General features: G+C 57.7%; 23 protein-coding genes. 19 read left to right on the plus strand and 4 right to left on the minus strand.

All coding sequences use genetic code 11. The features are described 5' to 3' along the window. Positions 1–16: 16 nt before the first annotated feature. Positions 17–517: a CBS domain-containing protein gene (locus tag EGD98_RS18485; protein WP_004594590.1), complete on the minus strand. Its 501-nt coding sequence runs from the start codon at positions 515–517 to the stop codon at positions 17–19. 184 nt (positions 518–701) lie between these two features. On the opposite strand from EGD98_RS18485, the gene EGD98_RS18490 reads away from it, so the two are divergent. Continuing rightward, the gene (locus EGD98_RS18490) at positions 702–1,151 is read left to right on the plus strand and encodes a universal stress protein (protein ID WP_095638030.1); all 450 of its coding nucleotides are present in this window, start codon (positions 702–704) and stop codon (positions 1,149–1,151) included. Positions 1,152–1,162: 11 nt separating this feature from the next. Here the strand turns inward: EGD98_RS18490 and EGD98_RS20890 are convergent, their stop codons facing one another. Then, the gene (locus EGD98_RS20890; protein WP_236039625.1) at positions 1,163–1,372 is read right to left on the minus strand and encodes an SHOCT domain-containing protein; all 210 of its coding nucleotides are present in this window, start codon (positions 1,370–1,372) and stop codon (positions 1,163–1,165) included. Positions 1,373–1,591: 219 nt separating this feature from the next. Further along, positions 1,592–2,152 (minus strand): DoxX family protein, encoded by a 561-nt coding sequence (locus EGD98_RS18500; protein WP_092817279.1) that lies wholly within the window; start codon positions 2,150–2,152, stop codon positions 1,592–1,594. A gap of 114 nt (positions 2,153–2,266) precedes the next feature. On the opposite strand from EGD98_RS18500, the gene EGD98_RS18505 reads away from it, so the two are divergent. The 18 genes from EGD98_RS18505 to EGD98_RS18590 all read left to right on the plus strand — a co-directional run bounded on the left by EGD98_RS18505 (position 2,267) and on the right by EGD98_RS18590 (position 25,228). Next, positions 2,267–2,617: an ArsR/SmtB family transcription factor gene (locus EGD98_RS18505; protein WP_092817278.1), complete on the plus strand. Its 351-nt coding sequence runs from the start codon at positions 2,267–2,269 to the stop codon at positions 2,615–2,617. A gap of 3 nt (positions 2,618–2,620) precedes the next feature. Continuing rightward, complete coding sequence (locus EGD98_RS18510; RefSeq protein ID WP_004594584.1) at positions 2,621–2,896, plus strand: DUF7521 family protein; 276 nt, start codon at positions 2,621–2,623, stop codon at positions 2,894–2,896. Between the two features lie 137 nt (positions 2,897–3,033). Continuing rightward, entirely contained in the window at positions 3,034–3,429 is a 396-nt protein-coding gene (locus EGD98_RS18515) for a hypothetical protein (RefSeq protein ID WP_004594583.1), read from the plus strand. Between the two features lie 146 nt (positions 3,430–3,575). After that, a complete protein-coding gene (locus tag EGD98_RS18520) occupies positions 3,576–3,773 on the plus strand; it encodes a heavy-metal-associated domain-containing protein (protein ID WP_004594582.1) in 198 nt (65 codons plus the stop codon). 132 nt (positions 3,774–3,905) lie between these two features. Next, positions 3,906–6,188: a copper-translocating P-type ATPase gene (locus EGD98_RS18525; RefSeq protein ID WP_095638026.1), complete on the plus strand. Its 2,283-nt coding sequence runs from the start codon at positions 3,906–3,908 to the stop codon at positions 6,186–6,188. Positions 6,189–6,592: 404 nt separating this feature from the next. Then, positions 6,593–8,179 (plus strand): transposase, encoded by a 1,587-nt coding sequence (locus EGD98_RS18530; protein ID WP_095638025.1) that lies wholly within the window; start codon positions 6,593–6,595, stop codon positions 8,177–8,179. A 331-nt stretch (positions 8,180–8,510) separates the two neighbouring features. After that, positions 8,511–9,779, plus strand: coding sequence for a tyrosine-type recombinase/integrase (locus EGD98_RS18535; protein ID WP_220589842.1), 1,269 nt, complete (start codon positions 8,511–8,513; stop codon positions 9,777–9,779). Positions 9,780–10,392: 613 nt separating this feature from the next. Further along, complete coding sequence (locus EGD98_RS18540; protein WP_236039627.1) at positions 10,393–10,698, plus strand: pilin; 306 nt, start codon at positions 10,393–10,395, stop codon at positions 10,696–10,698. Positions 10,699–10,710: 12 nt separating this feature from the next. After that, the gene (locus EGD98_RS21400) at positions 10,711–12,426 is read left to right on the plus strand and encodes a DUF8186 domain-containing protein (protein WP_483867033.1); all 1,716 of its coding nucleotides are present in this window, start codon (positions 10,711–10,713) and stop codon (positions 12,424–12,426) included. After that, positions 12,423–13,319 carry a hypothetical protein gene (locus EGD98_RS18550; protein WP_220589845.1) on the plus strand — a complete coding sequence of 299 codons (897 nt, stop codon included), beginning with the start codon at positions 12,423–12,425 and terminating at the stop codon, positions 13,317–13,319. Before EGD98_RS21400 ends, EGD98_RS18550 begins: the two co-directional genes overlap by 4 nt. 76 nt (positions 13,320–13,395) lie before the next feature. Then, positions 13,396–15,249, plus strand: a complete 1,854-nt coding sequence (locus tag EGD98_RS18555) for a TrbL/VirB6 family protein (protein WP_220589846.1) — start codon at positions 13,396–13,398, stop codon at positions 15,247–15,249. A gap of 8 nt (positions 15,250–15,257) precedes the next feature. Next, positions 15,258–18,722: a VirB4 family type IV secretion system protein gene (locus EGD98_RS18560; protein ID WP_220589847.1), complete on the plus strand. Its 3,465-nt coding sequence runs from the start codon at positions 15,258–15,260 to the stop codon at positions 18,720–18,722. Positions 18,723–18,839: 117 nt separating this feature from the next. Beyond that, positions 18,840–19,427, plus strand: a complete 588-nt coding sequence (locus tag EGD98_RS18565) for a hypothetical protein (RefSeq protein WP_220589848.1) — start codon at positions 18,840–18,842, stop codon at positions 19,425–19,427. Next, the gene (locus EGD98_RS18570) at positions 19,420–19,809 is read left to right on the plus strand and encodes a hypothetical protein (RefSeq protein ID WP_220589849.1); all 390 of its coding nucleotides are present in this window, start codon (positions 19,420–19,422) and stop codon (positions 19,807–19,809) included. The genes EGD98_RS18565 and EGD98_RS18570 overlap by 8 nt, the downstream gene beginning before the upstream one ends. Then, a complete protein-coding gene (locus EGD98_RS18575) occupies positions 19,809–20,309 on the plus strand; it encodes a hypothetical protein (protein WP_220589850.1) in 501 nt (166 codons plus the stop codon). Before EGD98_RS18570 ends, EGD98_RS18575 begins: the two co-directional genes overlap by 1 nt. Then, positions 20,306–21,094: a relaxase/mobilization nuclease domain-containing protein gene (locus tag EGD98_RS18580; protein WP_220589851.1), complete on the plus strand. Its 789-nt coding sequence runs from the start codon at positions 20,306–20,308 to the stop codon at positions 21,092–21,094. The genes EGD98_RS18575 and EGD98_RS18580 overlap by 4 nt, the downstream gene beginning before the upstream one ends. Before the next feature lie 6 nt (positions 21,095–21,100). Further along, the gene (locus EGD98_RS18585; RefSeq protein ID WP_220589852.1) at positions 21,101–23,722 is read left to right on the plus strand and encodes a type IV secretion system DNA-binding domain-containing protein; all 2,622 of its coding nucleotides are present in this window, start codon (positions 21,101–21,103) and stop codon (positions 23,720–23,722) included. Between the two features lie 843 nt (positions 23,723–24,565). Further along, positions 24,566–25,228 (plus strand): hypothetical protein, encoded by a 663-nt coding sequence (locus EGD98_RS18590; protein WP_220589853.1) that lies wholly within the window; start codon positions 24,566–24,568, stop codon positions 25,226–25,228. Positions 25,229–25,461: 233 nt separating this feature from the next. Here the strand turns inward: EGD98_RS18590 and EGD98_RS18595 are convergent, their stop codons facing one another. After that, positions 25,462–25,599 carry a hypothetical protein gene (locus EGD98_RS18595; protein ID WP_220589854.1) on the minus strand — a complete coding sequence of 46 codons (138 nt, stop codon included), beginning with the start codon at positions 25,597–25,599 and terminating at the stop codon, positions 25,462–25,464. Positions 25,600–26,048: the final 449 nt, after the last annotated feature.

Below are 26,048 nucleotides of genomic sequence, written 5' to 3' on the forward strand. Positions count from 1 at the left end.
AGTCCAAATTAGCGTTTCAATCGTGCGTAGACTCTGTTCGGATGATGCCCGCTACGTTATCCATCTGAGCTGAAACGTGTGCACTCTCACCAGCAACATGCGTAATTAAATCGTCCAGAGTGATCATCCCGATAACGCTCCCGTCTTCAACAACCGGGACGTGTCGAGCACCCGCTTCGTTCATTTGTCTCAGGACTTTTGGAATCTCAGCATCTGCTGGCACAGTAAGTGGGTCACGCGTCATCACGTCAGCAGCTCGTACGTCGTCTCCACTAGTCTCGGCTGTGAGCACACTTAACTCGCTTTCCTCGGTGAGCAGGTTAGCAATCAGGTCTCGGTCGGTGATGATACCAGAGATCTGATCGGATTCTTCGACGACCACGTACCTGGCACACCGCGATTGGGAGATCATCGTGTGAGCGATCTCGGCAACCGTGGCGTCAGGCGTGACACGGGCGACCGACTCATCAGCAATACGACCAATGTCCATCCGGAGGTCAGTTGGTCTGGTACCCATGCTAATCAGTACGACTCATAACAGGAAATAGCTTAGCATCAGCTGGTCGTCATAGAAATCCTCCACTCTTCAACCCTGAGAGACGACAATCTCCAAACTTTGTGAAGTTACAAAAAGTGTTACCAGCTACGCCACTATCCAAGAGCGCTGGCTTTTATAATCTAGTCTCAATAAGTAAAGAGAAATGTACGATACGGTTTTGCTCTCGACTGACGGGACAGTTGCTTCTGAGGAAGCTGAATCCCATGCTATCGCGCTAGCAGAGGCCCATAATGCCGATCTTCATGTTCTGTATGTAGTCGATGAGGACGTCGTAACAGCATACAGCGGTGACGAGTACGTTGATGAAGCCGAGGGCCCAGAACATGGCCTCGAAGAACTTGGAACGGAAACAATCGCAGACATCCAATATAAAGCGAAGGAGGTCGGTGTCAATGTTGTCAAAGCAATTGAGCACGGCCGACCGGCTGAGACGATTGTACGGTATGCTGATGTCGAAGATATGGATCTACTTGTACTTGGAACGAAACACCGGCCGGAAGAATACCGGGCCTTGCTCGGAAGCGTGACCGACCGCGTCCTTCGATTGACGACCCGCCCAGCGACCGTCGTGAAGACGGAAGTCGACGAATAGGGGAAGAACAGTCAGTAACGGCCGCCGTCAGGCGTGAGTCGGGCGCGCCGGCGTTCGAACTCCTCGTCGTCGATTTCGCCGCGAGCGTACCGTTCCTGGAGGACAGCGAGTGCGCTATCCTCGGTGGGGCCGTCCGATGGCGACCGCGTTGTCAGCCAGTAGACGATGTAGACGGGAAGGGCGATCAGAAGTGCCATCCACAGCAAACCGATCAACATCATCCCCCAGCTCCATATTCCCCACCCGGCCATGTGACCATCATTCCACATCCCGTCATGCCAGTCCCACATCACTGTATCTGGAACAGCAGCGTGCGTCAGAGTCATTCCAATGATGACGGCTAGCGTCAGTGCTCCGATGACGATGAGTCCCAGAGAACGAATCCCGCGTGCTTGAATTGGATTTTGCATTATTGTACTCCTGAAGAGAGTTCGGCGTGGTTAGCCGAGGATGTATTCGAGGGCGGGGTAGCGCTCAACGAGCGTCTCGCCACCGACGTCGTAGTTCTCGATGTACTGGTCGAGGCCCAGGATGCGGCCCGCGGCGAACGCGGCGACCGCGAGGAACACGAGCATGTACGCGAAGTCCCCGTTGATGAACCCGTGGCTCATGTCCCAGTTCCCGAAGTAGAACATGAGCATCATGAGCGCGCCGAAGAACGCCGCGAGGCGGACGAACGCGCCGACGAGCAGGCCGAGGCCGATGAACAGCTCGCCCCACGGGACGGCCACGTTCGCGAACTCGACGAACCACGGCGTACTCCCCATCCACGCGAACATCCCCGCGAGCGGGTTGCCGTTCGTCGCCGCGACGTTCGTGAGGTAACCGCCCGCGGCGAACTCGCCGGTGATCTTCGTGAACCCGGAGTACGCGAACGCGTAGCCCATCATGAGACGGAGCGCGAGCACGAACCACGCACTGAGACTGTGAACTTTCCCGCCGACGGTCAGACCGCCGACTCTGCTCTCGAGCTGATTCATGCCGGAGTCGAGTGTGGACATAGTTATTGCACCTTCAACTATCAGTACGGAGGCAGAGACGATATAACGGCGAGCCGGCGTTCTGGGTCAGAAAATCGGCGGGCTATATTACGCTCCTGTCGCGAGTAGAGACGTGTGACTGAGGAGGCCGACCCGTCGGAAATCTTCGCGACACTCGACGACGAGTACGCCCGCGACATCCTCGTGGCGACGAAGACCGACCGCCTGTCTGCGAAGGAGCTCAGCGAGGAATGTGACATGTCACGCCCGACCGTCTCGCGCCGTGTCACCCGCCTCGTCGAGCAGGGCCTCCTCGAGGAGTATACGCACGTCGACCCCGGGGGACGGCACTACAGCGAGTATGAGGCGCGCCTCGAACGCATCGAAATCCTCCTGCAGGCGGAGGGCTTCGACGTCAACATCGACATCCAGCCTGACCCCGCCGACCGGATTACGACCATCTTCGAGGAAATGCGGGGAGACTGAATCATGGACCACACGCTATTCGTCATCGGCAAACTGTTCACGACCGCGTTAGCACTGGTCATCGCATATCAGGCCTATCGCGGGTACCAACGACATCACACGCAGTTACTCCTGTACGTCGCCGCCGGCTTCGCATTGGTCGGGCTTGGCGGCCTCCTTGAAGGCGTCCTCTTCGAACTCCTCCAGGTGTCGATCTTCGAAGCAGGATTCGTCGCAGCACTCGTCACCGCAGCCGGGATGCTGTCTATCCTCTACGCCCTGTATGCCCCGAATCCATAAGGATTCAGGACGCCCATTCGACAAGCGGCCTCTGCGCGTCGTGCCCGGTTCGAAGCCGCTACTGTTCGGACTCCCCTCGTTCTCGATAGTGTAGCGTCGCAGTGGGAGTTATATCCATATCGGTCGTACCATATCGTATGATTCGAACACTCGTCGGTGTCCTCGGCGCTATCTCAGCGCTGTTCCCGGACGAAATCGTCGAGCTCTTCGAGAAACTCGCCATTTCGAATCCAGACGAGGGAACAGTGAGAGGGTGGATACGTCCAGCAGTCCGGTCGGAGGGTGTTCTGATAGCTGCGCTTTCACTCTTTAACGGGCGAGCATACGCATTGCTGATGAATCTTACCGGCGTGTTCGGTGCGATAGTCCTCTTATTTCCCGACCTGTATCAGAGATTTGCCACCGCGTTCCTGTACGAGCGTCCAGAGTCGATAGAATGGAACGAGCGATTCCGCTTGGGCATTCGGGCTATCGGCGCACTCTATGTCTTTTTAGCGGCGAAGACGTACAGAGAGCGTCACAACGATACTTGAGCCACCTCGCTATTGACACCTGGCGCATCCGATGTCTAGTTCGTTACGGCCGCAGGTATCACTTTGAATCTAAAGTTTGAGCCCCACGATATCAGTATGATCGAAGGGGAAATCCGCTAAAGAGAGGAGGCCGTGTGTATCCCTGTATGACGACGACGATCATCGTGGAAGGCATGACGTGCGGTCACTGTGAGCAGACGGTCGAAGAGGCCCTCGAAGAGGTATCCGGCGTGACTGACGTGACCGTCGACAGGGAGAGCGAACAGGCGAGCGTCGATGGTGAGGCAAATGTCACAGCTCTCGTGGAGGCCGTCGAAGACGCCGGGTACACCGCTTACGCCTGAGAATCGCGCGGACCACTCCGAGACAACGGCCAACCGTTGTCTTTGAAGCTTCGCTACGCTGGTCCTGCTGTACAGTTTCAGTGGGGAAGATTCAGGGGGCCAGCGGATCCACCTCTACAGAGAATATGGGCTATGGACGACCACAAAGATACAAATGAGAATCCCCCTGGAGGGGAACACCAGCAGGACGACAGCAGTCACCAGCACGAACACGGCGAGCAGGATGAATCGGACGCCGAGTCGGACGAGCAGCGGGTAGAACAGGAGCTACTGGAAGAAGAGGCACACCCTGCTGCGGAGAGTGAGACGGTGCTCGACGAGCAGCACGAGCACGCTGGACACGAGGGCGAAGGACACGACCACGGTTCCCATGAGGGCCACGGTGAGGGGCATGGCGGGATGCACGAGGGCCACGAGCAGATGTTCCGCCGGCGCTTCTTCGTCTCGACGCTCCTGTCGATCCCAGTCCTGCTATACAGCGAAATGCTGCAGGAGTGGCTCGGGTTCTCCGTCCCCGCGTTCCCGGGCAGCGAGTGGATCAACCCCGTCTTCGCGGTCATCGTCTTCGCGTACGGTGGGATGCCGTTCCTCCAGATGGCGGTGCCGGAGCTGAAAGACCGGTCGCCGGGGATGATGACGTTGATCTCGATGGCGATCACCGTCGCGTTCGTCTACAGTCTCGCGAGCGTGGTCTTCCCGACGCAGTCTGCGTTTTTCTGGGAGCTCGTCACGCTGATCGACATCATGCTGCTGGGCCACTGGATCGAGATGCGGTCGGTCCGGCGGGCCTCCAGCGCGGTCGACGAACTGGCGAAACTGATGCCAGACACCGCCGAGCGTATTACCGACGACGGAGAAACCGAGGAGGTTCCCGTCAGGGAGCTCTCGGAAGGCGATCTCGTGCTCGTCCGGCCGGGCGCAAGTGTCCCTGCTGACGGCACCGTCGAGGAAGGTGATTCGGACGTCAACGAGTCGATGATCACTGGCGAGTCCAAGCCCGTCTCGAAGGAGCCTGGCGACGAGGTCATCGGCGGCACCATCAACGGCGATGGTAGTCTCCGCGTCCGTGTTGGCGCGACGGGCGAGGAGACGACGCTGGCGGGCATCATGCGTCTCGTCGAGGAAGCCCAGCAGAGCAAGTCCAAGACGCAGGTACTGGCCGACCGGGCGGCAGGCTGGCTGTTCTACGTCGCGCTCGGGGCGGCAGTCGTGACGGCGATTGCGTGGACCGTCGCGGTCTCGTTCGACGCGACCGTCATCGAGCGAGTCGTGACGGTGCTCGTCATCGCCTGCCCGCACGCCCTCGGGCTCGCCATTCCGCTGGTCGTCGCGATCAACACGTCGCTCGCCGCTCGCAACGGGATGCTCGTTCGCGACCGCATCGCGATGGAAGACGCACGGAATCTGGACGCGATCATCTTCGACAAGACAGGGACGCTTACCGAGGGCGAACACGGCGTCGTGGATATGGCGACCGTCAACGGCGTCGACGAGGACGACGCGCTCGGGCTGGCGGCAGCCGTCGAGAGTGACTCCGAACACATGATCGCGCGAGCGATTCGCGAGGCCGCCGACGAGCGAGACCTAACTACTCCCGACGCGACCGCCTTCGAGGCGATCAAAGGGCGAGGGGTTCGCGCAAACGTCGATGGAAACGAGGTGTACGTCGGTGGGCCGAACCTGTTGACCCAGCTCGATAGCGAGATCCCCGCCCATCTCCAGCGCTTCGCTGACGAGGCGGGACAGAACGCTCAAACGGTGGTGTATCTCGTTCGTGACAGTGAGTTGATCGCCGCGTTCGCGATGGCCGACGTAATCCGTGAAGAGAGTTTCCGCGTCGTCGACGCCCTCCACGATCTGGGAATCGAAGTGGCGATGCTGACTGGCGACTCCCAGGACGTCGCCAACGCTGTCGCTGACGAACTGGGCATCGACACGGTGTTCGCCGAGGTCCTCCCCGAAGACAAAGACGAGAAAGTCCAGGAACTCCAAGACCAGGGGAAGCTCGTGGGGATGGTTGGTGACGGTGTAAACGATGCGCCGGCGCTGACGCGAGCCGACGTCGGGATCGCCATCGGGAGCGGCACCGACGTCGCCGTCCAGTCGGCGGATGTCATTCTCGTGCAGAACAACCCGATGGATGTAGTGCGACTCGTGAAACTCAGTAAGGCGAGCTACCGGAAGATGCAGGAGAACATCGTCTGGGCCGCCGGCTACAACGTGTTCGCGATTCCGCTCGCAGCAGGCGTGTTGGCACCGATCGGGATTCTGCTGTCTCCCGCTGTGGGTGCGCTTCTGATGTCGTTGAGTACAGTAATCGTCGCCATCAACGCGCAACTGCTCCGCCGGGTGGATCTATCCATCCCCGAGCTTCCAGGAGTGACACCATCCACTAGCACCCAAACTGCAGACTGAAACTCTGCCTGATCGCTTTAGGAGGGGTTTTTCGATTGCATACGGTTGGTATTCGGAATCAGAAAATCGGTGCAGTTTGGATAGATGGCACTCTGTAAACCGATTTAACGGGCTATAGATGCCAGTTTTCCCACTCACGCCGCGCCTCTTCTTGAGAAGCTGGTTGTCCTCACACGAGTTATCTCAGCATAGTTGATTCCAGAATCTCCCGACCAGTTTCTCACCCTCAACGTCGAGCAGGATGATTGAGTCATCATCAATGAAGGTGTTAGCTATGAGTGAACGAAGCGTAGCTGCGAGACTTACAGAGTACTTGTTTGTGCTGACCGATTCAACAGCAGCGGTTCCTGCGCAAAGAGGATGGGATCGCGCCGCTTGTGTGACTGGCTGATGGGATAGCTCACATGACTTCTCAGGAGCACCGATTGACCGACGCCTACCTTGTCGGGTTGACACTCACAGAGGCACTCAAAGCCGATCAGTCCCTCTGCACGGCTCTTCGAACTCTGGAGGGGCCGTTCGATTCGCTCAATGACGGCTACCCAGAGTGGCATCCAGCACCGCACTCGTTCGAGGGGATGGTACGCTTGTTACTCTACCGCGAACTCACTGGCGAAAGCTACCGTTCGCTCGCCCAGTATCCCGAACTCGCAGTTGTCTTCGACTTGGAGAAAATCCCCGACGAATCGGTGCTCTCGCGGACCTGGCGTAACCGGTTCGACGAGGCGACCCGGGAGTTCGTCACCACAGCCGCCCACTACGTCATCAAGGAAGTCCACGATCGCGACATCTCAGCGCCGGAGGTGCGGCCTAAGGCAGAGATCGTCGACGATGAGCAAGAAGCCGCAGATCCAGTAGAAGACAAATCCTTCTCACAGGAGGAGATCATCCAGACAACGCGCCTCGCGCGTGATCACGCCTTCGGTCACTTCGACTCTGGTCGGGCGTCGAACGCCTCGTACGAGGACACACAATTCTTTGAGCTACAGACGTTCATGGGGATGGTCCACTGTGGAACTGCGCAGGGAGCGACTCGCTTCCAATATCGCCATGGCGAAGAGTACAGCCCCCATGGTGATACCCACCTCCGCGCCGTCAAGCAGTTCGATCCCGAAGAACTCGTGAACGGATTCAACGAGACAACGGATCGCTTGCTCTCCGTGATCGCCTCGGAAGCATCCTTTCGAAGGCCGGTCACCGCTGCAATCGATATCACGACTATTCCCTATTACGGAGAGGTCGAAGGAATGCCGATGGTCAGCGGGACCAAGGACAGAGACGGTCGAGCATTCAAATTCGCAACCCTCTCGATCATCGGGCAGAACATCCCGCTCGTTCTGGCGGTTGAGCCGGTCCGTGAGAGTTCCGAGTGGGATGAGAACCCGTCGAATCAGATCCATCGTACTGTGCGACGGCTCGTTCGACGAGCGAAAGAACAAGTTCCGATCGAGACGGTGCTGTGTGATCGAGAGTTTGACTCGATACAAGTGTTCCAGACACTCTCAAACCTCGATGTGAACTACCTCATTCCGAAGCGAGTCTCAAGCTCCGAACGGGATGTGCTCGAACAAATGGAGGGAGACGACCAAGAGGTGGCTGTTGAGTCGGCTTCTATCCATGTAGAATCTGGATCGCATCCAATGCGGCTCCTGTACGTGCCGTCGACGAGTGGGGAGGGAACGGCCGTCTTCGCGACGAATCTACGAGTCGGTCCTGAGGAAGCCGAGACATTCTGTCAGCGCTACAGCCGCCGGTGGCAGATCGAGAGTGAGTACAAATCGATCAAAGGTGATTTTCTCGCGAAGACCTCCTCGAAAGACTACCGCATTCGTTTGTTCTACTTCGTTTTCGCGGTCCTCTTGTACAATATCTGGCGGCTCACCGACTTCCTGCTGAAAGCGAGTGTGGGAGGTGAGATGGACTACGCACCTGTGATTACTGCGGGTGAGTGTGTTGAGCTCGTTGCCTCGTCGTTGATTCCACACGACTAACCGGCTGATCCCCCTGAGTCCGCCGTTTGGGAGTGACAACCCTAATCAGGAGCGGCAGAATCTACGCAATTTCGCACGTCCGCCCAGTAGATGCGATCGGTAAGGATCCAAATCAGGACTGGTCGGTGAGAAGAACCACGAAGTGATGTTAATTCGATCTGAAACTGGGCTATCCTCCGAAACTGTGCTCGGTTCGCTACTACGATTCTGTATAGCGACATAAAGTTTATCTGATTTCATGCCCGGTACGCATATTCTGTTGTTGGTTGTGGTGACTGTGATGGTCAAAAAGACCGACAAAATTATACTATAACCAACTATATCGCTGCATATGCCGAAATCGCCTGATTCAGATTCACTCACCAATCAGGACGAGCCCTCCTGGACGCTGCTGGACCGCGACGGCCTCGTCGACGCCTACTGGGACGTCGTCGCCCCCGCCATGCGGGCCGACGGACTCGACCCCGAGACCGAGCAGCCGACCTACGAATGGCTCAACGAAAATGGGTTCCGCCGCTTCATCTACACACTGCAAGAACACCACGATACCACCGTCACGGAATTCTGCAAGCAGGACCTCGAACTCGAATCCCAAGGGTACGACTGGGAGATTGACCACGCCGACACTGTCGAAGCACTGGAACGCTACCTAGACCGCCAGCAACAGCGCAAGTCCTGGAGTGAGTCCACCATCGACGCACATCGGAGTCGTCTCGGGCGGTACGTGCGTGCCTACGCCGATGTGAACGACGCAGATGACCTCCTCTCGCCGGTCGCCAGAGAGTCAGCGATACCTGCGCACGAAGCTGTCGACGCCTGCTGGGCTACGTTCGACGAGCTGGACCAAGAGGTTGCCCGAGAGACGTTACGGCGCATCTACATCACCGTCTCGGACTGGTACACGACACTGGTCAGCCGTCGCGAAGCGGCGTTGAATCCCACCGACGGACTCGACTACAACTGGAGCGGAGACGACGCCGGGACGACGTCGAATCCTCCCCTGGGGCCCGACCACGTCGCAGCTCTGTTCGAAGCCGCCGAAGACACTCGTGAGAAGTTACTCGTCGTGGCGCTCTGCGGGTGGGGGCTCCGGTCGGGCGAGGTTGCAGCCCTTCATGCCGACCAACTCGTGTTGGAGGACGATGCACCCCGCATCGAGTTCGAGAGCCGCAAAAACGGTCCAGGGTCGGTCGCCCTCATCTACGGCCAGGACGTCGTCGAAACTCGAACCGCACAGTTTTCTGATAACGAAGACTGGAGCGGGTACCTGTTTCCGTCGCCCCGGTCGTCGAGTGGTCACCGAACCGGCGGAACCATCCGCAACTGGTTCGACGAGCTCGCCGAACGAGCTGCGCTCCCAGCAATGATCGATGGCCGTCGGCCGGTCCCCCAGATGGCCCGGCGGTTCTGGTACGACCGGTATTCTTCCACTGTCGAAGAGCTGGTCGAGCACCAGATTCAGGAGGTCGCTGAGGAACAGGGGAGTGCCTCTGCAAGCGTGGTCTGGGAAGATTACCTCTCAGAGGATCGTCGCCGCGAACTCCGACGAGAGTTCATGCGAGAAAAGCTTGCACTTGCCTTCGAGAGTGAGCCGAACTGAACGGGTAAATACAGCCCTTGAGCCGGGTCCTTCTTCCATGACAGTTCTTCGACTGGGGACAGGAGCACCTTCTGACATTGCGATTAACATCTTTGCTTTATATACAAGGCTAACTGAAGTCGAACTTTCATTTCCATGCTTATATTTGGGGTTGGATTCTATCAAAAATATCTACTTTTCAATATATACAGATTGCAATGTTAGTACCAAAATAATTTACGAGGGTGGTTGGAGCTGCTAAGGGGCTGAGCTCTATATTACTACGTAATATATAGGCCACCTTGCAGATTTTCACCAAACTTTTTAGGATGAAACGAAGTACCCGACCACAGGTGATGCGAGCGAGATGATGACGCTATAGTAAGATACCGAACATACTGAATCACGGCATCTGGCCGGGCGTGACCTCGACCGCATCGCGTTGCGAGCAACTACCACCTGATAAGAGACATCTATGAGCAACAGCACTCCCGATTCGAACGCGTCGTCCACGACCACACTTCGTAAACTCGCTTCACACGCCAAGCTACGAGCATCCCAGGCGGCCGCGAACCCCACATTCCGGCGGGCAGTCCAGTTCTCGTTAACCCTGTTCCTGTTTAGCGGGACTGCGATGGCCCAAACAACGATTGGAGATACCTACTGTGGGACCAGCGTCGAGGGGCTCCTCGATGTCACGTTCGGGGCCCTTGTCGGGCTTGGACTCCCAGCGACGATGTTCTACGTCGGTCGCTCTGGACTCTCGTATATGCGAGCGTCGGGTAATCCCAACCAGCAAAATGAGGCCCGCAAGGACCTCATTCTGTCGATGACTGGCTTTGGGGTAATTCTCCTGGCGATTGTCTCGCCAGAACTCATTGACAAATTCGCTAGTGCAGCGAGTGTCCAGTTCAGCGACTGCGTGAAACCACTCAGCTAATCATAAGCACGTATGTCTGTTCCACTCCGGGTGTTGGTGCCGGTGTTGGTCTGTCTGGTAGTGACGACGCCGACAGTCGTTGCTTCGGGAGTGGGACTACAGACTGAGCGAGTATCGCCCACCGTCCAGCAGCAAGCGGAGAATCGGACAGCGAACGGAACACCGACGCTCCGAGCAGCCCAACAGCCGGCTGCTAATCGCACCGAGAGTGCCCACTCACGCCCACCGAACGTGACGTCCTGGAACGACCGATATGTCGAGGGCTACACCACCGGCGGGATCAATTTCTCTGCCCGGCCATCACACGTGAGTTGGGAGTCGTGCTGTCGGTTGCAGTCCTCGACAGAAATCGACGGGCCCCTGTTCAGTGAGGTCTATATCGAGATTTTCTCGATTACGCCCTCGACCGTTGTCCATTCCCGAGCGGGCACGCAGCGCTACGGAAGTCCAAACGGCACCGCCCGGGCGGTGTCGAATTTCCGCATCAATGACCGGCTGCTCAATTCCACAACGAGTCCAGTCGGGGCGAATCTCACCAGTCTTGGTGGTCAGGTCGTATTACTGGCCAACGGGACTGTCGTGGACACCTCGTCGTCGTTGACACCCGAACTCCAGTTCCGTGGCCTATCGGGTACAACGAATCTGACGGTCCGGCTGACACTCACGGGGATCGTACAACCCGCCGACAACGAAGTTCGGTCGTACACGATGACGGTGACTGACTCGGAAACGGTCCGAGTCCAGGAACTCTCCGGACTCGGGGTGTCAGGCCAACTGGCCTGGCATAACGAGACTGGACCAACTCGTAACGAGAGCGCGCTGACCCTGTCTCTGCCTGGACTGTGGCAGCGAGTGCAGTTCGACAACGGACTGCGTGCCCACAGCCAGTGGTCCTACTACACCCGCAACGGCGATGGGTGGACCGAGTGGGAGACGACGGCTACGCAACCTGGCGCCGTCGCGCCGGAATGGCAGCCGATTGCCCCCTACGAAGTGCATGCGGTGCCGGTGACTGCGGGTCCGGAACTCACCTACGAGTGGCTCGACGCAACGGATACTGCGTCGACGAACTCCCGTGACGTGCCCGTCGACCTCACATATCCAGAGGCAACGATGGCACCCCAGCCGCCGCTCCCACCGGAAATCGAGTTAGACCGAGCGGGCAACTCGACGACTTCAAACCGATTCACGCTCCATAGTTCCCGGTCGCTTCGTGGCGCCGGCGAGTTCACCGTCTATGGTCTCGTCCGTGGTCGGTCAGTGAATGTCTCGGTGAACACCGCTGATCCGCCCACTGCCCACGAAGTGAACCTCACCGCGGAGGTACTGAACACGAGTGACGCCGGAACTCGACTGCGGGTGTCAGCACGCCCAAGAGCAGGTGCGCCGCTCGAACAGGGGCGGATTATCCTCACGACTGAGGAGACGCGTGTTACCCGGCAGTTACGGCCGGCCGATGATGGGACTGTGGTCGTCGAACTGGATCAATCCGGGGTACGGAGAGGGAGACTGCGATACGAGCCGCCTGCTCCGTGGTGGAATCAGTCCCGGACGTATCCAACGCTGGCGACGAACGGGTCGTTCATCGACACCGCGAATCTGCCCGCCATTCGCGAGATTATCGATTTCATCGTGATTACTGGGCTGGTGTTCCTGCCGCTGTATCTGCTGCTGTACGGCTTTGACATCCTCACCAGAGGGAAATTTCTCGGCTGGTACGAACCATGACACAGAACCCACACTCATACAGCGACCGTATCGACCGACGAACAGCGCTGACCCTCCTCGGCGGTGGCCTTACCGCACTGGCGGGGTGTTCCAATTCCTCGTCCTCAGGGTCTCCAGCATCCCCATCTAGCGGAGACAGTGCTGGTAGACAGTCCGGTACAGAAGGCTGGGTCCCGCCAGAAGAGCAGTCAGAGTATATCACTGACAGTAGCTTCGTGGTTGATGGTCTGGAGTTATCCTTGGAATTAGAGCTCCAGAACTCGGCGGATATCGTCACTCTAGATTTGTTGGATGCACGGGGCAATGAGTACACATTAGCATTTCCCAAACAGGATAAGGCTACACTCACCCTCGCTGATGGGGCCAACAATGAGTACAGCGAAGATTCGCCGGAAGTTGAGGCGATAACTTCTGGGGAAAATACCATCGTCATCAACCTTACTGAGGAGACTGGCAAGGACGATGAACGGATTCACCTTCGGCTTGGCACCTCTGTAGAAGTCCAGCGGGTCACGTGGGGCGAATCAGTTGAAGGTGTAGATAAGCATGATTTAGTGATTGTCCTCAAAAACACTGGTCCACATCCTACTTCCCCAGGAATCATCCAGTACGCGAATGTCCCTGGTGACGATGCTTCCGGTCAGACACTATCGTCTGAGTTCTCGGTTATTAAACCAGACAAAACGGGAGCAGCAGTAATCCCTCTCGAGATATGGAAGGGAATAGGGTGTGGTGATGGCACAGAGCGGACCCTCGAATTTACTATTCCTTCGTTCTGGGCGAATACACTGAGAGTCTCCCAAACTGTTACATATTCTACTAGCGGCTCAGATTGCGGTTCGCTGACTGGCTCACCGACCGTCGCCAAATCAACCGATTCGAAGTCTGTGTAATAATGAATCAAAGAATCCGATATATAAGATTCAGCGAATCACAGGCCTGCTGGTATAACAATGGGGAGGGTTACCGATGAGTGAATTTGAGATATCTGAGTTCTTTGAACTCATTCAATATGAGGGGGGTAATCAAGGCGGTAGTGGGGATGATAATGACGGAAATTCAGATGGTGGTGACGGCGGTTATGATGGGGGAAATCAAGGCGGTAGTGGAGACGGTGGTGGCGGAGGTGTTGATGTCAACGTCGATGTTCCGTCTGTGAATGATTTCATCAACGATTTTATCCCTGAATTCCTCAGGAAGTTAGTTGAGGATCTCAAAAACCAAGTATTCACGGAGAGTGTACTCAAGAATCCTATCGAGGCTGGGATTGATGCGTTCCTCGAAGGACTAGCAACTGGCATTCAGAACGCGTTCAAGTCGTTCTTCAGAGCCCTCATCACGCCGTTAGTAGAAACGCCGGCACCTGAGGGAAACACTGTAGCAGGACCGGTCAAGATAGCGTTCCGTGGTGCGAGTAATGACCCCTGGGGGGCTCTTATTTCGAATCTCTATTTTGAGGGAATTGTCGGTCTGGCCCTCGGCCTTCAGTTCATCACACTAGCTGCCGTGGGCCTGCGGTACAAATCGATGGATCCAGTGGTCCGTAAGCAGGTCGGCCGACGTGTCGTGATGGCGTTCTTCGCGATTTTCCTGTGGTTGCCGGTTGCGTCTCTCGCAACGCAATTCTTCGATATTATCGCACGACAAATAGTGTTCGCGGGCTCGGCGTACGATATTGACGAAGTCGTAACCACCCTCTATTCCATCACCGAAATAGGGGTTGCAAACCCGGGACTGCTTGCGATACTCGTTCTTGTCGGACTCTATGTGTACCTGAAGGCGATATTCATAGCGATAGTCCGCTGGATACTGATTATACTGCTAACGCTGTGTATGCCGCTCGTGGCGGCCTTCTGGCCACTAGAAGTCTGGCCATTTAATCGGTTCTCTGGACTTGCCAAGCAAGTTGCAGGGGCATATCCTGGTGCTTTAGCCGGGGGTATCCCAGCAGCCGTCCTCTTCCGCATTAGCTTCGAAACAGATGCTTGGGGACTCCCTGACGCACTCACCGCGTTCGTTGCTCTAGCCACGATATACCTGGCAGCGAAGGCTCAGAAGGAGATGATCGTGCGGAGCAGTCGGACTGCGATGCGAGTGAGTGAACAGACTCTCGGTGGAGCCAAACAGTCTGTGAAGACACCGGCTGCAGTTGGCGCCGGTGCTGTGACCGCCGGCGCCGGTGTAGCGGCTGGGGCTGGGGGAGCACAGGCCGCGGCCGGCGGCTTCAGCGCACTGGGGAACGCTGCAAAGGGTCGCATCGGTCGGGCAGCCTACGGCGCCATGAACCTCCATCGCGGTCTGTCGAACGCTAAATTCGGGGGCTCAAACGGCTCTGGCTCATCTGAGACCGGAGGAGTATCTGGTCCAGACCCAGCTGACCCAGGCCCTGAGAACGAAATCCGAACTGCCTCAACCTCGATGTCGGACCCCGGCGGTTCTCAGTCGCCTGAACCCGCTGGACCTCCCGCTCAAGGCCGTCTGCCTGACACCGGGCGAGGTTCGGCAGCGGAATCAGACGCCCCCGACCTTGGCGACACTGTCCAGTACTGGGACCTGCTCGATGAGGGAACCACTGTTGAGGACGGTTCGCCCCCTGATGATGCCCAGCAGGTCCCCTCGGATGTCGACAGTGCTGCTGGTCAAGTAGACAGTGCTGACGATGACGACCTCGCAGCTGGGGCCGCTCCGACCACCGATGCTGGCGACGATGGTGACTCGCCTGCAACGGGTGGGGCTGCCAACGCCAAAGACTTGTTCGCGACCGATGACGACGTGCTCGGCCCCGATGTGTACCGCCCGCGAGACGACTCACAGAACATCTAATCAGACTCATGGCGCAAGCACAACAGAACCCACAGCAGTACAGTACGAACATCATTCACGGCTCACTCGGTGACACGACTGAGTTCTGGGGTGGGTACACGGGCGGTGAATTGCTCCTGTTTGCAGCCCCGGTAATCCTATTTGTCCTCGTCCTCGGAATGCCGTTCGTCCCTGCCAGTGCGACACTCCCGGCACTCCTTGGACTGATTCTGGCCGAAGGAGGGCTGTTCACGCTGCGAGCAGTTCGGCCGAACTACTACCGGCTCACTGAATGGCTCCGTGTCCGAGCCTTCTGGCGGGTCAAAGAAGAGGAACATACCGTCGAAGACGGGACTCAGGACACTCGGAATGCCACCCGGCTGAAACGCATCATGCCCCACGGAATCGAACGGGCCGACGGCGCCTACGTCGGGGCCGTCGAGGTCCAGCCAGCCAACATGGCCCTCGAAGACGGTGAGCAGTGGCAGAACGCTGTCCAGTCCCTGACTGAGATGGTTAACTCATTGGAAGGTACCGCTAAGATCTACGTCACGACGCGGGATGCTGACAACACGGAGCATATCGAGGCCCACAAAGAGCGGCTCGAGGATGCCGATACACAGAACCACTCCATCTTCCGGGGGGTCCTCATGGAGTGGCTCAACCGACACACCGACGATGATGGCGAAATCGTCGCCGAGACCGAGATGCAACGCGAATACTACATCATCGTCACGGTCACCGATGCTGAGATTGAGGACCTCGTCAGTGATGACGCGTCTGTTGCGAACTACCTCGAAGACCTTCCGGTGGTGGGTGAGTTGGTCTCCAGTGTCGGGAGCAACGGACTGACCGCCGGGGAGCGAGAGGAACACAAGGCCAAGAAACTCCACGACCGACTCTCCAGAGTCGCTCGCTCGGTCGACAGTCTCTATCGTTGTCGGAGCGAGCCCGTATCGTCGTACAAGCTCGCCCAGCTTACCAAGGACTACTGGGCCTGTGAGCCACGGCAGTTCGGTGATATCGAGCAGGCAGCCAATATCTCGCCGATTACGTACTCCGATAGAGAGCTAGCTCGCGCCAGTGAGATGCTCGAGAACCATGCGGCTGCCGAAGGAACGGATAGCGAGACGAGAGGTATCGATGAAGCTGTGGAGGCTCCGCACGGTGTATCGAATCCGGGCCACGAACACCAGTCGCTGGTCGCACCCACGGCCATCGACTGGGCGGAGGATCATGCACTCATCGACCAGGAGACCTACGCTCGAACGTTCTGGGTCGAAACCTTCCCCGAAGAACCGTCGAATGGGCTGCTCGAACGCCTGCTGCTGGATACGGACCTCCGTGCCGACGTGTCTATTCACATCGATCCGTACGACACGCAGGAGGCACTGGCGGTCATGGAGAACTGGATTTCTTCCCTGCAGGTCGTCCAAGATGACCAGGGCCAGATTCAGGCGGAAGACATCCAGCAAGATGTGAACCAGGCCAAGTTCATCCGGCAGATGGTCCGGCGTAACCACACGTCGCTATTCCGCGCCGGCGTGTTCGTCCGTATCACGGCTGACAGTAAAGAGCAACTCCGAAGGCGGACGAACCAGCTCGAAAGCGTGCTCCGGGACTCGCCCGCGAACTGTGGCATCAAGCGGGCCACCCGCCGACAAGAGGACGGTCTGGTGACTGTCTCGCCAATTGGGGCGAACGAGCTCGGGAAGGATCGCCTCTCGTCGATGACCAGCGAAGCCCTGGGGTCGCTCTTCCCGTTCTCGTCGAACTACCTTCGCATGGAGAACGGTATCGAGTACGGAACCCATGGGCACAACAACTCCTCGTTGCTGATCGACCCATGGGACCTCGAAACCGGTCACTCTGAGCTCGTGACGGGGATGCCTGGGGGCGGGAAAACCCACGGCACACAAGCTCGGGCGATGCGGATGATGAAGAAACGGCCTGACGTCAAGCAGGTCTACATCGACCCGGTCGGAGATATGCGCGGCAGCGCGAAAATGCTCGACGCGAAGACGATCACCGTCAGCGGTGAGACGCCGCTCAATCCATGCGAGATGCACCCGACGCCGGAGCATATCCTGGAGCAATCTCCAGATATGCAACCCGTCGCAGCGAAGAAAGACGAAGTCTACGGGGTCATTGAGAACTTCCTCGAAGCCCGTGACGTCCACCTCGAAATGCACAGTGGGCTGATCACGTTCATCATCGACACGATCTTTGCGGAATCCGATATCGTGCCCGATGATCCGTCGACGCACACACCCGAGAACTCGCCCAACATGCAGGACTTCCTGGACCTGCTGGACCGACTGCAGGACAGCCCCGGGATGTTCCCCGGCGCGACCACGGACTCCTCGCGTCAGAAAATCCGGGAATATGCTGATGAGCTCTCGGTCGCGCTGCATCCGTTCCGTGAGGGCAGTACGTACGGGAATCTCTCCCAGGCGTCGGACATGAAGCTCATTGACGATTCGAGCAAGGCGGTCTATCTCGACCTCCAGCAGGTCGAAGGCACTGGCGATGGTCTGGGCAAACAGTCGTTCATCATGCAGCTGCTGCTGTCGACACTGTACCAGCAGGCCAAGAACATGGATTCGAAGGTGGAGATCATCATCGACGAGGCCCACTACCTATTCAACGACGACGCCAATCTGGCGTTCCTGAACCAAATTGCTCGCCACCAGCGACACGCCGGGCTACGGCTGGTGATGCTCTCCCAGACGCTCCAGGAGTTCTACGACAACGGTGTCGCCGAAGAGATAGCGGGGATGTGTCCGATAATGGTCCACCATCGCGAGCCGGACCTAGGCGACCACACGGCCAAGAAGGCCGGCCTGACCAGCGAACAGCAGTACTACATCCAGACAGCCGAGGCTGGCAAAGAGTCCATCGGCGACGGTCAGGGGTATTCTCAAGCTCTCGTTCGCGTCGACGAGCACGGCGACTACCCGCTGACTATCCGGACGTCGTGGGAGGAAAAGCGTGTCATCGATCTCGATGCTCACGGTCGCGATGTCCTCGACGAACTTGCAGATCAGGTATCTCCGAAGGTCCAGCAGTTCGAACAGTTCGTCTATTCGGAAGCGATGGAACATGAACTGACGCAGGTTCATGGCCTCCCGCCAGAACAAGCTGAGCGCCTATTGAACGGGCTGAGCGAGGACGAACTGGTAGAGATAGCGTCCGTAGCACTCGACCGTCAGATGACTTCGAAAGCGGTCGCCGACGGCGGTGCATCAACTGCCGTTGACGAACCCCCATCTGACCCTCAGCAACGAACTTCGTCCTCGACCGACGGCGTGCTGGAACTGACAGAGCCCGAGACTCCCGACGGGGCGACAGGGGACAATCCACAGCCATCAGAGAGACAGCCTGAGCCTGGTGTCCCGGGTGATGACGAGCGAACGGTGACGTTCGATCCTGACGGCGACAGCATCTGGCGTACCGAAGACAAGACGACTGCCAGCGGTGATGCCAATGAGTAAGCGAGATTCGACGGTTCAGCCGGGAGAGGCGGCTGCCAAACCTGTAGCACCGACTGTAGTCACCGACGCCAAGACGCGTAATCGAAAGACCGGGACTACCCAGGAGTGTGGTGAGCGATGAAGGATACGGCATTTCAGATACATACAACCGAAGAGAACAAACGATGGCTGGAACACCGTGCCGAGGAACTGGACTGCTCGCTATCGGAGTACGTCCATGAGTTGATCCAGAAACACATCGACATCGTCAGCGACGACAAAGAGTACCCATACGATGACTCTGAACGATTGCAGACAATCGTCGACGACGTCTACGACGAGACAGACATCCTGTTACGGGAGTTCTGGGGCGAGAGAGCCGGCGAAACCGCGGCGGAATATCAGCCAGGTCGCCTCCATCTTCTTGTGCTCTGGCGGCTGGTCGCGGGTGAATACTCGAACGCGGAACGCCAGTTTGCGATGCGACTGGCCCAGAACTACATTGGCGAGGACCTAAATCTGGTTCCCAACGGGCCCCAGACCGGAGAGAAGTGGAGAGACACGACTGTAACTGGAGAAGTCCATCCAGCCCGGTACAGGAGCCGCTCTTCTGGGAGTGAGAGAGGGCAGGCGGCAGACAAACAGGGCAGAGACGCCGACACGGACGAGACACTGGGTCCAGCCCAGTTCATGACTGAGGGCACTGGTGGTGATGCCGATGAGTGACGTGAATCCAATTTCGGTACATCCTGACAGTGCAGCACAGAAACAGCAAATCGTCTCCCAGGCACGCAAACACGACCAGAGTGTCTCGGAGTACTGTCTGATGGCGATAGAACAGCGGATCGCTCGTGAAACGGAAGCCGAGCGCCTTGATGACCTAGATATAGATAGCCAGTTAGATGACCTGAAAACGGATATTACCGCGGAGATATCTACTGCCACAGATATCGATACTCGACAGGAATCGTTGTATGGTATTGCATTGTGGGAACTATTGGGAAGCGAACACTCTCAAGAGGAACGCAGCCAAGCAGTGAAGGAGGCTGCAGGCACGCTTGAGGACGACCTCGCGAATCTGGCTGCAAAGGATGAGGGTGATGACTAATGGGGCGTGATTCGAGCATCCAAGTCTATCTCTCTGAAGACCGGAAGGAGTGGCTCACAGACCAAGCTGAGGCTGCAGATCAATCCCGCTCAGAGTACTGCCGTCAAGTGATAACGGAGCATATCAACGAAGTCCAAAACGAACAGCAATACAGACGGTATGGAGTTGACCAGCAGATAGAGCTAGTTCTCGATGAGATTCATGATGATACTATGACTCTCCTTTCCAACTTTCAGTCTGAAACCGGGACGACATTGGAGCGCATCCAACGCGTCCGGACAATATACGTCATCGCCCTCTGGCACCTTCTCGAAAGTGATTATCCACTCTCTGAGCGAAAAGCCGCACTGAAACGCGCTTCGGAGTATGCTGATCGTCATCCGGGCGATGACCCTGTTTTGTCCTCTGTGGTTCCATCTGGCCAGGCTAACACCGACGAATCGGGTGCAGAGCAAACAGAAGCGACGCTAGCGGACACGACTGGAGCGGATAGCGAATGATGCTCAAAACCGATTTCAGAGAGAGCGGGGCTGGGAACCTTGTCGACTATATCCAGCGGGACCGTTCGCAAGACGCAGTCGAAACCGTCGATCTCCGAAATCAAACTGGTCGACAGCTCTCCGAGACAGATGTCGACAGGTTCGTCGAGAAGAGTCGGGAGTTTCAGTTCCAACGCCATATGATCGTCTCGCCGGACCCAGAGGGGCAATATACGCCCGAAGAGGTGAGTGCCAATACTCGGGAGGTAATGAACCGAGAGTTTGGCCAGCGACCGACCACAGAATACGTCTATGCGGTCCACCGTGACACCGAATTCCCCCATGCACATGTGGCTTTGACGGGGCGAGAGTCGGAACTGGAGATGGACCGTGCTGAAATCGAACGTCTTCGGGAGCGGGCCTCGACCGTCTACAATGAACCAGACCGTGCCAGAGATGCCACCCAAGCCAGCACGGACACAGCTGCCCAAACACCGTCACAGACGGTACCCGATGAGACTCGAGAAGAATTGCATGAGCGCGAACTCTCGCTGGAAGAGCACCCGGAAAAAGACGTTCTACAGGACAGAGCACGCTCCCAGGAGACATCGCCTTCCACACCCTCACCAGAGAACAAACGCGACAAATCCCGCGCTCAGGAGCGACAGTCGGAGTCAGTGCTAAGCCGTGAAGCTGACTCAACCGCTGCAGAAGACAACGAGCGGGAACGAGAATTAGAACCTGAGGCAGAGTCAGAACGAGAACCGGAACCTGAGCGGGACATGGACCGGACGATGGGCGGGTGATACACTATGAGCTCGAGTTCTGATTCCTCACACACTCCACCCGGACAACAGTCCGCAGAGGTGCCCCAGAGTCTCAAGTACGACGATGTCACCTCCTTCCTGTGGGCCGCGGTAATGCTGCTGTTCCCACCTATGTGGGTCGATAGCGACAAGCCGCTGCACAAACGGTTCTGGGCCTGGCGCTACATCTACAGCGGTTTCTTCCTCGTCAGCGCGATTTTCTTTGCCCCTGAACTACTTGCCGGTGACTACGACTGGTTGTTCTTGTTCCCGTTTGCCCATGTCGTCGCTGCGTTGTCGCTCGCTGGGCTCTTCGCTGGCTATCCGATGCCTGGCCTCTCGCTCCCGTTGGTGAGCTATCAGACCACCGTTGTACTCTACGGTACAGGGATTGTCCTTACGCTCTCTGGCGATGCACTCCGCCGGACGTCGCCGGCGATGTTCGCTCGTAACCCCTGGGACTCCGAGGACGGTGAATCAGTCGTCCCGCTCGAAGAGGTCGCGAACAAGGACGACGATGCCGACACGCCGCCGACCCTCGATCAGGATATCTCGACGGCTGTCATCGGTGAGACGGGGAGTGGGAAAACGACGATGATGCGGCTGCTAGCCTACCAGTTCCCCTACGACCGCGATACTGCAGTCATCGCTCACGACACTGGCGAAGAGTTCCAGCAGTTCTACACGGACCTCGGGTTCGACGTCAAGCGTATCAGTGCGACCGACAGTGACGTTGTCTGGAATCTGTTCCAAGATGCTGAGAGTGAATCGGAGTTTCGCGAGGTAGCTGGCGCTATCTTCGGGGAGCCCGACGGCCACAATCCGTTCCATCGGCCAGCGAAGCAGACATTCCAGGATATGCTCATGTACCTCCATCTGGAGGCCCAGCGAAACAACCGCCGGCAGGACCTCTGTCATACAGATATCGTCTCGCTACTCGATCAGGGCCACTACGCACTCAAAGAGGCCCTCGACGAGTACGACCGACTCGAGTCTGGCCACATCGATCCTGACAAGGGAAAGGGAGCGCAGAATGTCTACCAGACACTGCGGGAAAACGTTCGTCCGGTCTTCGTCGACGACTTCGCCGACTACGGCCAGTTCTCCCTGGAAGAGTATATCAAAAACCCTGATGGGCGCGTGTTGATCATCGACTCCGACCCGTCGCGAATGGAAACGCTCGGGCCGATGTATCAACTGCTGCTCGACTGGTCGATTCGGTATGCGATGAATTCGCCGAACCCGACGGTCCACATCCTCGACGAAATCGATGCGCTGCCGTCGCTTACACAGGTGACGAACCTGACGGCCCGTGGACGCAAAAACAAGGCCCGCGCGCTGATCGGTGTTCAGACCATCGGCCAGCTCGAAGATACGTACAGTACTATCTCCGGCATCGTGGGCAACTGTCCACAGGGCGTCTACTTCGGTCCCGGTGACGCCGAGTCGACTGAATTCGTCCTCGATGAACTCGGCGAACGACGACAGCTGGACCGCACTGAAATGGTCGCGATGAGTCACCAGGGGCGCAACGAGTCGGCTCGCTCCCAGTCCCGTGATACGTACAAGGAGAAGGACAAGACACCGATCACGTCGGGTCTCCTACGCGACTTTGAACCTGGGGAGTGCATCGTTGTCTCTCGAACGACGTGGTGGCACGGACAATCGTATGAACTCCACGAGGTTCGTGATGATCTCCCAGAGATGGGGGCCGAGTCACCGGCTACGCGACATACCGAAGACGAGGATGATGAAGATCTGGAGGACCACGACAGCTGGATGGCGCTAGCTCGGTCGAAAGCCGCCGACCTAACTGGCGACACCGACGACGCTGATAGTACCGATGACTCTGGCGACATTGACGGCGAAATGCTGACTACGGGGGATGAATCAGATAGCGGCCCAGCAGTCTGGGCAGAAGAGACTGACGCTACCCCGTATCGTACGTTTACCCAGGGTGGCTGGGAACAGACCCTCGGTCGGCTTGACCTTCAGGAACCACCGATTACGGAAAAACAGAACGTCGACGCTATCCGCGACATCGCAACAATGCTTGACGACCGAGTCCTAACGCTTCCAGAATCCGTAGCTGTCACTGAAATACGAGAGCTCTTAGCCGATATCGTGGCTCACACTGACCTCTCGGAAACACAAACCTTGGAGATCGTGACTGACCGAACTGAAATACTGCGAGTCAACGAGCAGTTCGAACAGTCCTTCGCCCAAGGTGCGCCAGAGGGTTCCCCACTGACAGGTAGTACTGCGAAAGAACCCTTCGCTCAAGATACCGGTGAGATCAACACCGCGTCGGTGTCGGAGTCAACGACTGTTGAGGCGGGAGATAGTGACCAAGACCCAGCGAGCCCTAGATCGGCGGAGGAGTCTCCGACCGATGACGCTGCTCAATCCGATACCGCACCAGACACTCAGACTGACGACCAGCAATCCACCCTTGATGAGCTAGATGAGAAACTCTCTGATGACACTGCCAATCATACTGAGTCCACCACTGCCACTGACTCAAAGGATGTCGACGACACCACCGACGAAGCCGTCGATGCCACAATCACGGACGAAAAAGAAAATGACGACGATGGTCACACCACGAGCGCCTCTGACTTCATGTAGCTGACCCACAGCACGTCCAGATACTCCCGTCCTTCATTGGTTACAAAGTTTATATTTGCCTTTACTCTACGATTCTGTGCCGGATGTTTTTGAGTTCCACGATGCCACCTCCTGAACCGGCTGGCTACGATTAATATAATATTATTAGTAGAGTCATTCAATCCAACTGATTTACGTCGATATTCGCCAAAATTCGCAAGACGGCAGCAGTGTGATTCATTTTTGCATCAGTTGAGTATTCAACTGATTCACATCAAAACGCAAGACTGCGGCCGGATACAATCAAAGTGAATCGTTCCTTTATCTTGCCCCATAGGAAATTGCCGAGGCGCGCCAGATTACTGACAGTACCTATCACGCTCGCAACATAGAACGGCGCCGCGTCGAATCCCGGGCGGACCAGTCGAAGCAGTGCCGGCAGCCCCACCGTTTCGGACCCCTTAGCAACCGAATATTTCTGCCCTTGACGCCCCCCAGCTGTGGGGCGGGACCACGCCCGCTACTGCAGGCATGGTGGACCGCCGCGAGGCGCGCGATAGCGCCGAGCGAAGCGCCCCGTCGGCGCCGCGCGCCGACACGTTCCACCCAATCATCAATGCTTTCTCGCCAAGCCGGCAGCCCAGCGCTGCCGCATCCATCAGACAGCTAGGTTGTCTCCCGACAGGCAACCCACCTGTTCCTATGTTCCAGGCCGCTGGTTGGGTAGACAAGAGTGTCGGTCAGTGCCCGGTACAACTCCTCACCGCAGGTGATATCGTAATCTACCGAGCTGTCCGATACCAACTAGCGACATTGACGTGGAGAACGTCGCCGACGATTTAGCAGGGAGCGATAGCCACCACTATGCCCACCCACAAAGAACTTGTAATCAGGAATGAACGACTGAGCATGGACCGTCGTTCGTTCCTCGCGACGACCGCCATACTCGGTGGCTTGGCTGGGTGTTCTTCTACGCAAACGACCACAGAAACAGAACGCGGTACTCGAACGACCACGACACCAGAGCACACTGCTCGAGTGACCCAGAGCAAGACAGCTACGGCTACACCGGAAACGCCAGAACGTGAACGACCGACCTGTGTCGACCCAACCCGCCCGGACCCAGACAGCGGGAGCGAAGCGGTCGACCCGGTAGCGTACCCAGATACCCGACCCGAAGTCAGCGAGAGCAGCGCTTTGGCGGAGTATATCGCCGCATATGAGACCGCCTATAGGACCAACTGGTTGCTCGAAGAGCATGGGAGTGAACTGACCGACGTTTATTTTGGCGTCGGTGATCCCACATATTTCGATTCACTGCCGGCGTCGGTCACCGGCCGACTCCAATACACCTACGGATTTGAGCTCGAGTCGGCTATTGCCGACTCTCCGACCATCTATGCGTCGTACTACGTCGACGACGCAGTCGTCGTTCGGGCAGAGCATCGGGGCTGGTTGCGGGACGAAGATGTTCTGGAACCGAATCCACTCGACAGCGGACATGTCCTAGAGTGCTTTGCTGAGTGAACTCGACGGACCGCCCCGAGGTACGTGACAGCGCCGAGCGAAGCGTCCCGTCGTCCTCGCGAGCGACAGCAAGCGAGGGCTCAACAGACGAGCACAGCGAGTCTGTCGGTGGCGCCGCGCGCCGTCACGTGCCACTGGGGAAAAGGCCTCTCAAGCCCGGCCGGCAGCCCCACGCTCGAGACACTTACGAACCCCCCTCGGTAGAGTGAAAAATTGAGAACTGCAGACCGCAGTTAGCCGACGAGTTCGACCACCGTCGCGGCGTTCGCGAGTGCGGTCGTAATCATCACCACCCACTGCAACAGGGTCGTGATGACCGTCCGTCGGTGCTTCTCAGCCGCTGCCTTTTTGACGCGTGAGACTATAGACAACAATGTAATTTGGTTCCGATGGGGCGTGTCTCTGCGTCCCCACTTTCACATCGTCGAGTGCCAACTGCGCCCACGCCCCGGGGGCTGGTCACGCGTCACGACCAGTGGGGCGACTCGGTACGACTGACACCCCCACCGCACGGGGGTGCCGGGTCCGCGAGGACCCACCCGAATTCTTTGAGGCCCATCGGGAGTCATGGCGCTCGTCCAAGCGCTGACCGATGGCGGTGGAACCTCCCCTTCAGGGGAGGAGTCCACCGGCAGACCGAAGCGCGCCGGATGGCAAGTCGCGGGTGAGCCTGCGAACCCGCGACCGACGCCCTTGACCCCGATGGGCCGAAAATACCGAGGCCACCGGCCTCGTGGGAAGCCGCCGGCGGCGCAGGCCGCCGAAGGCGGCTGAGCCGTCTCCGACAGCGCGGGGTCCCGTCCGTCGGCGGTGTGGGAAG

Origin of the sequence: Haloarcula salinisoli (genome assembly GCF_019599405.1) — an archaeon.
Taxonomy (GTDB): domain Archaea; phylum Halobacteriota; class Halobacteria; order Halobacteriales; family Haloarculaceae; genus Haloarcula; species Haloarcula salinisoli.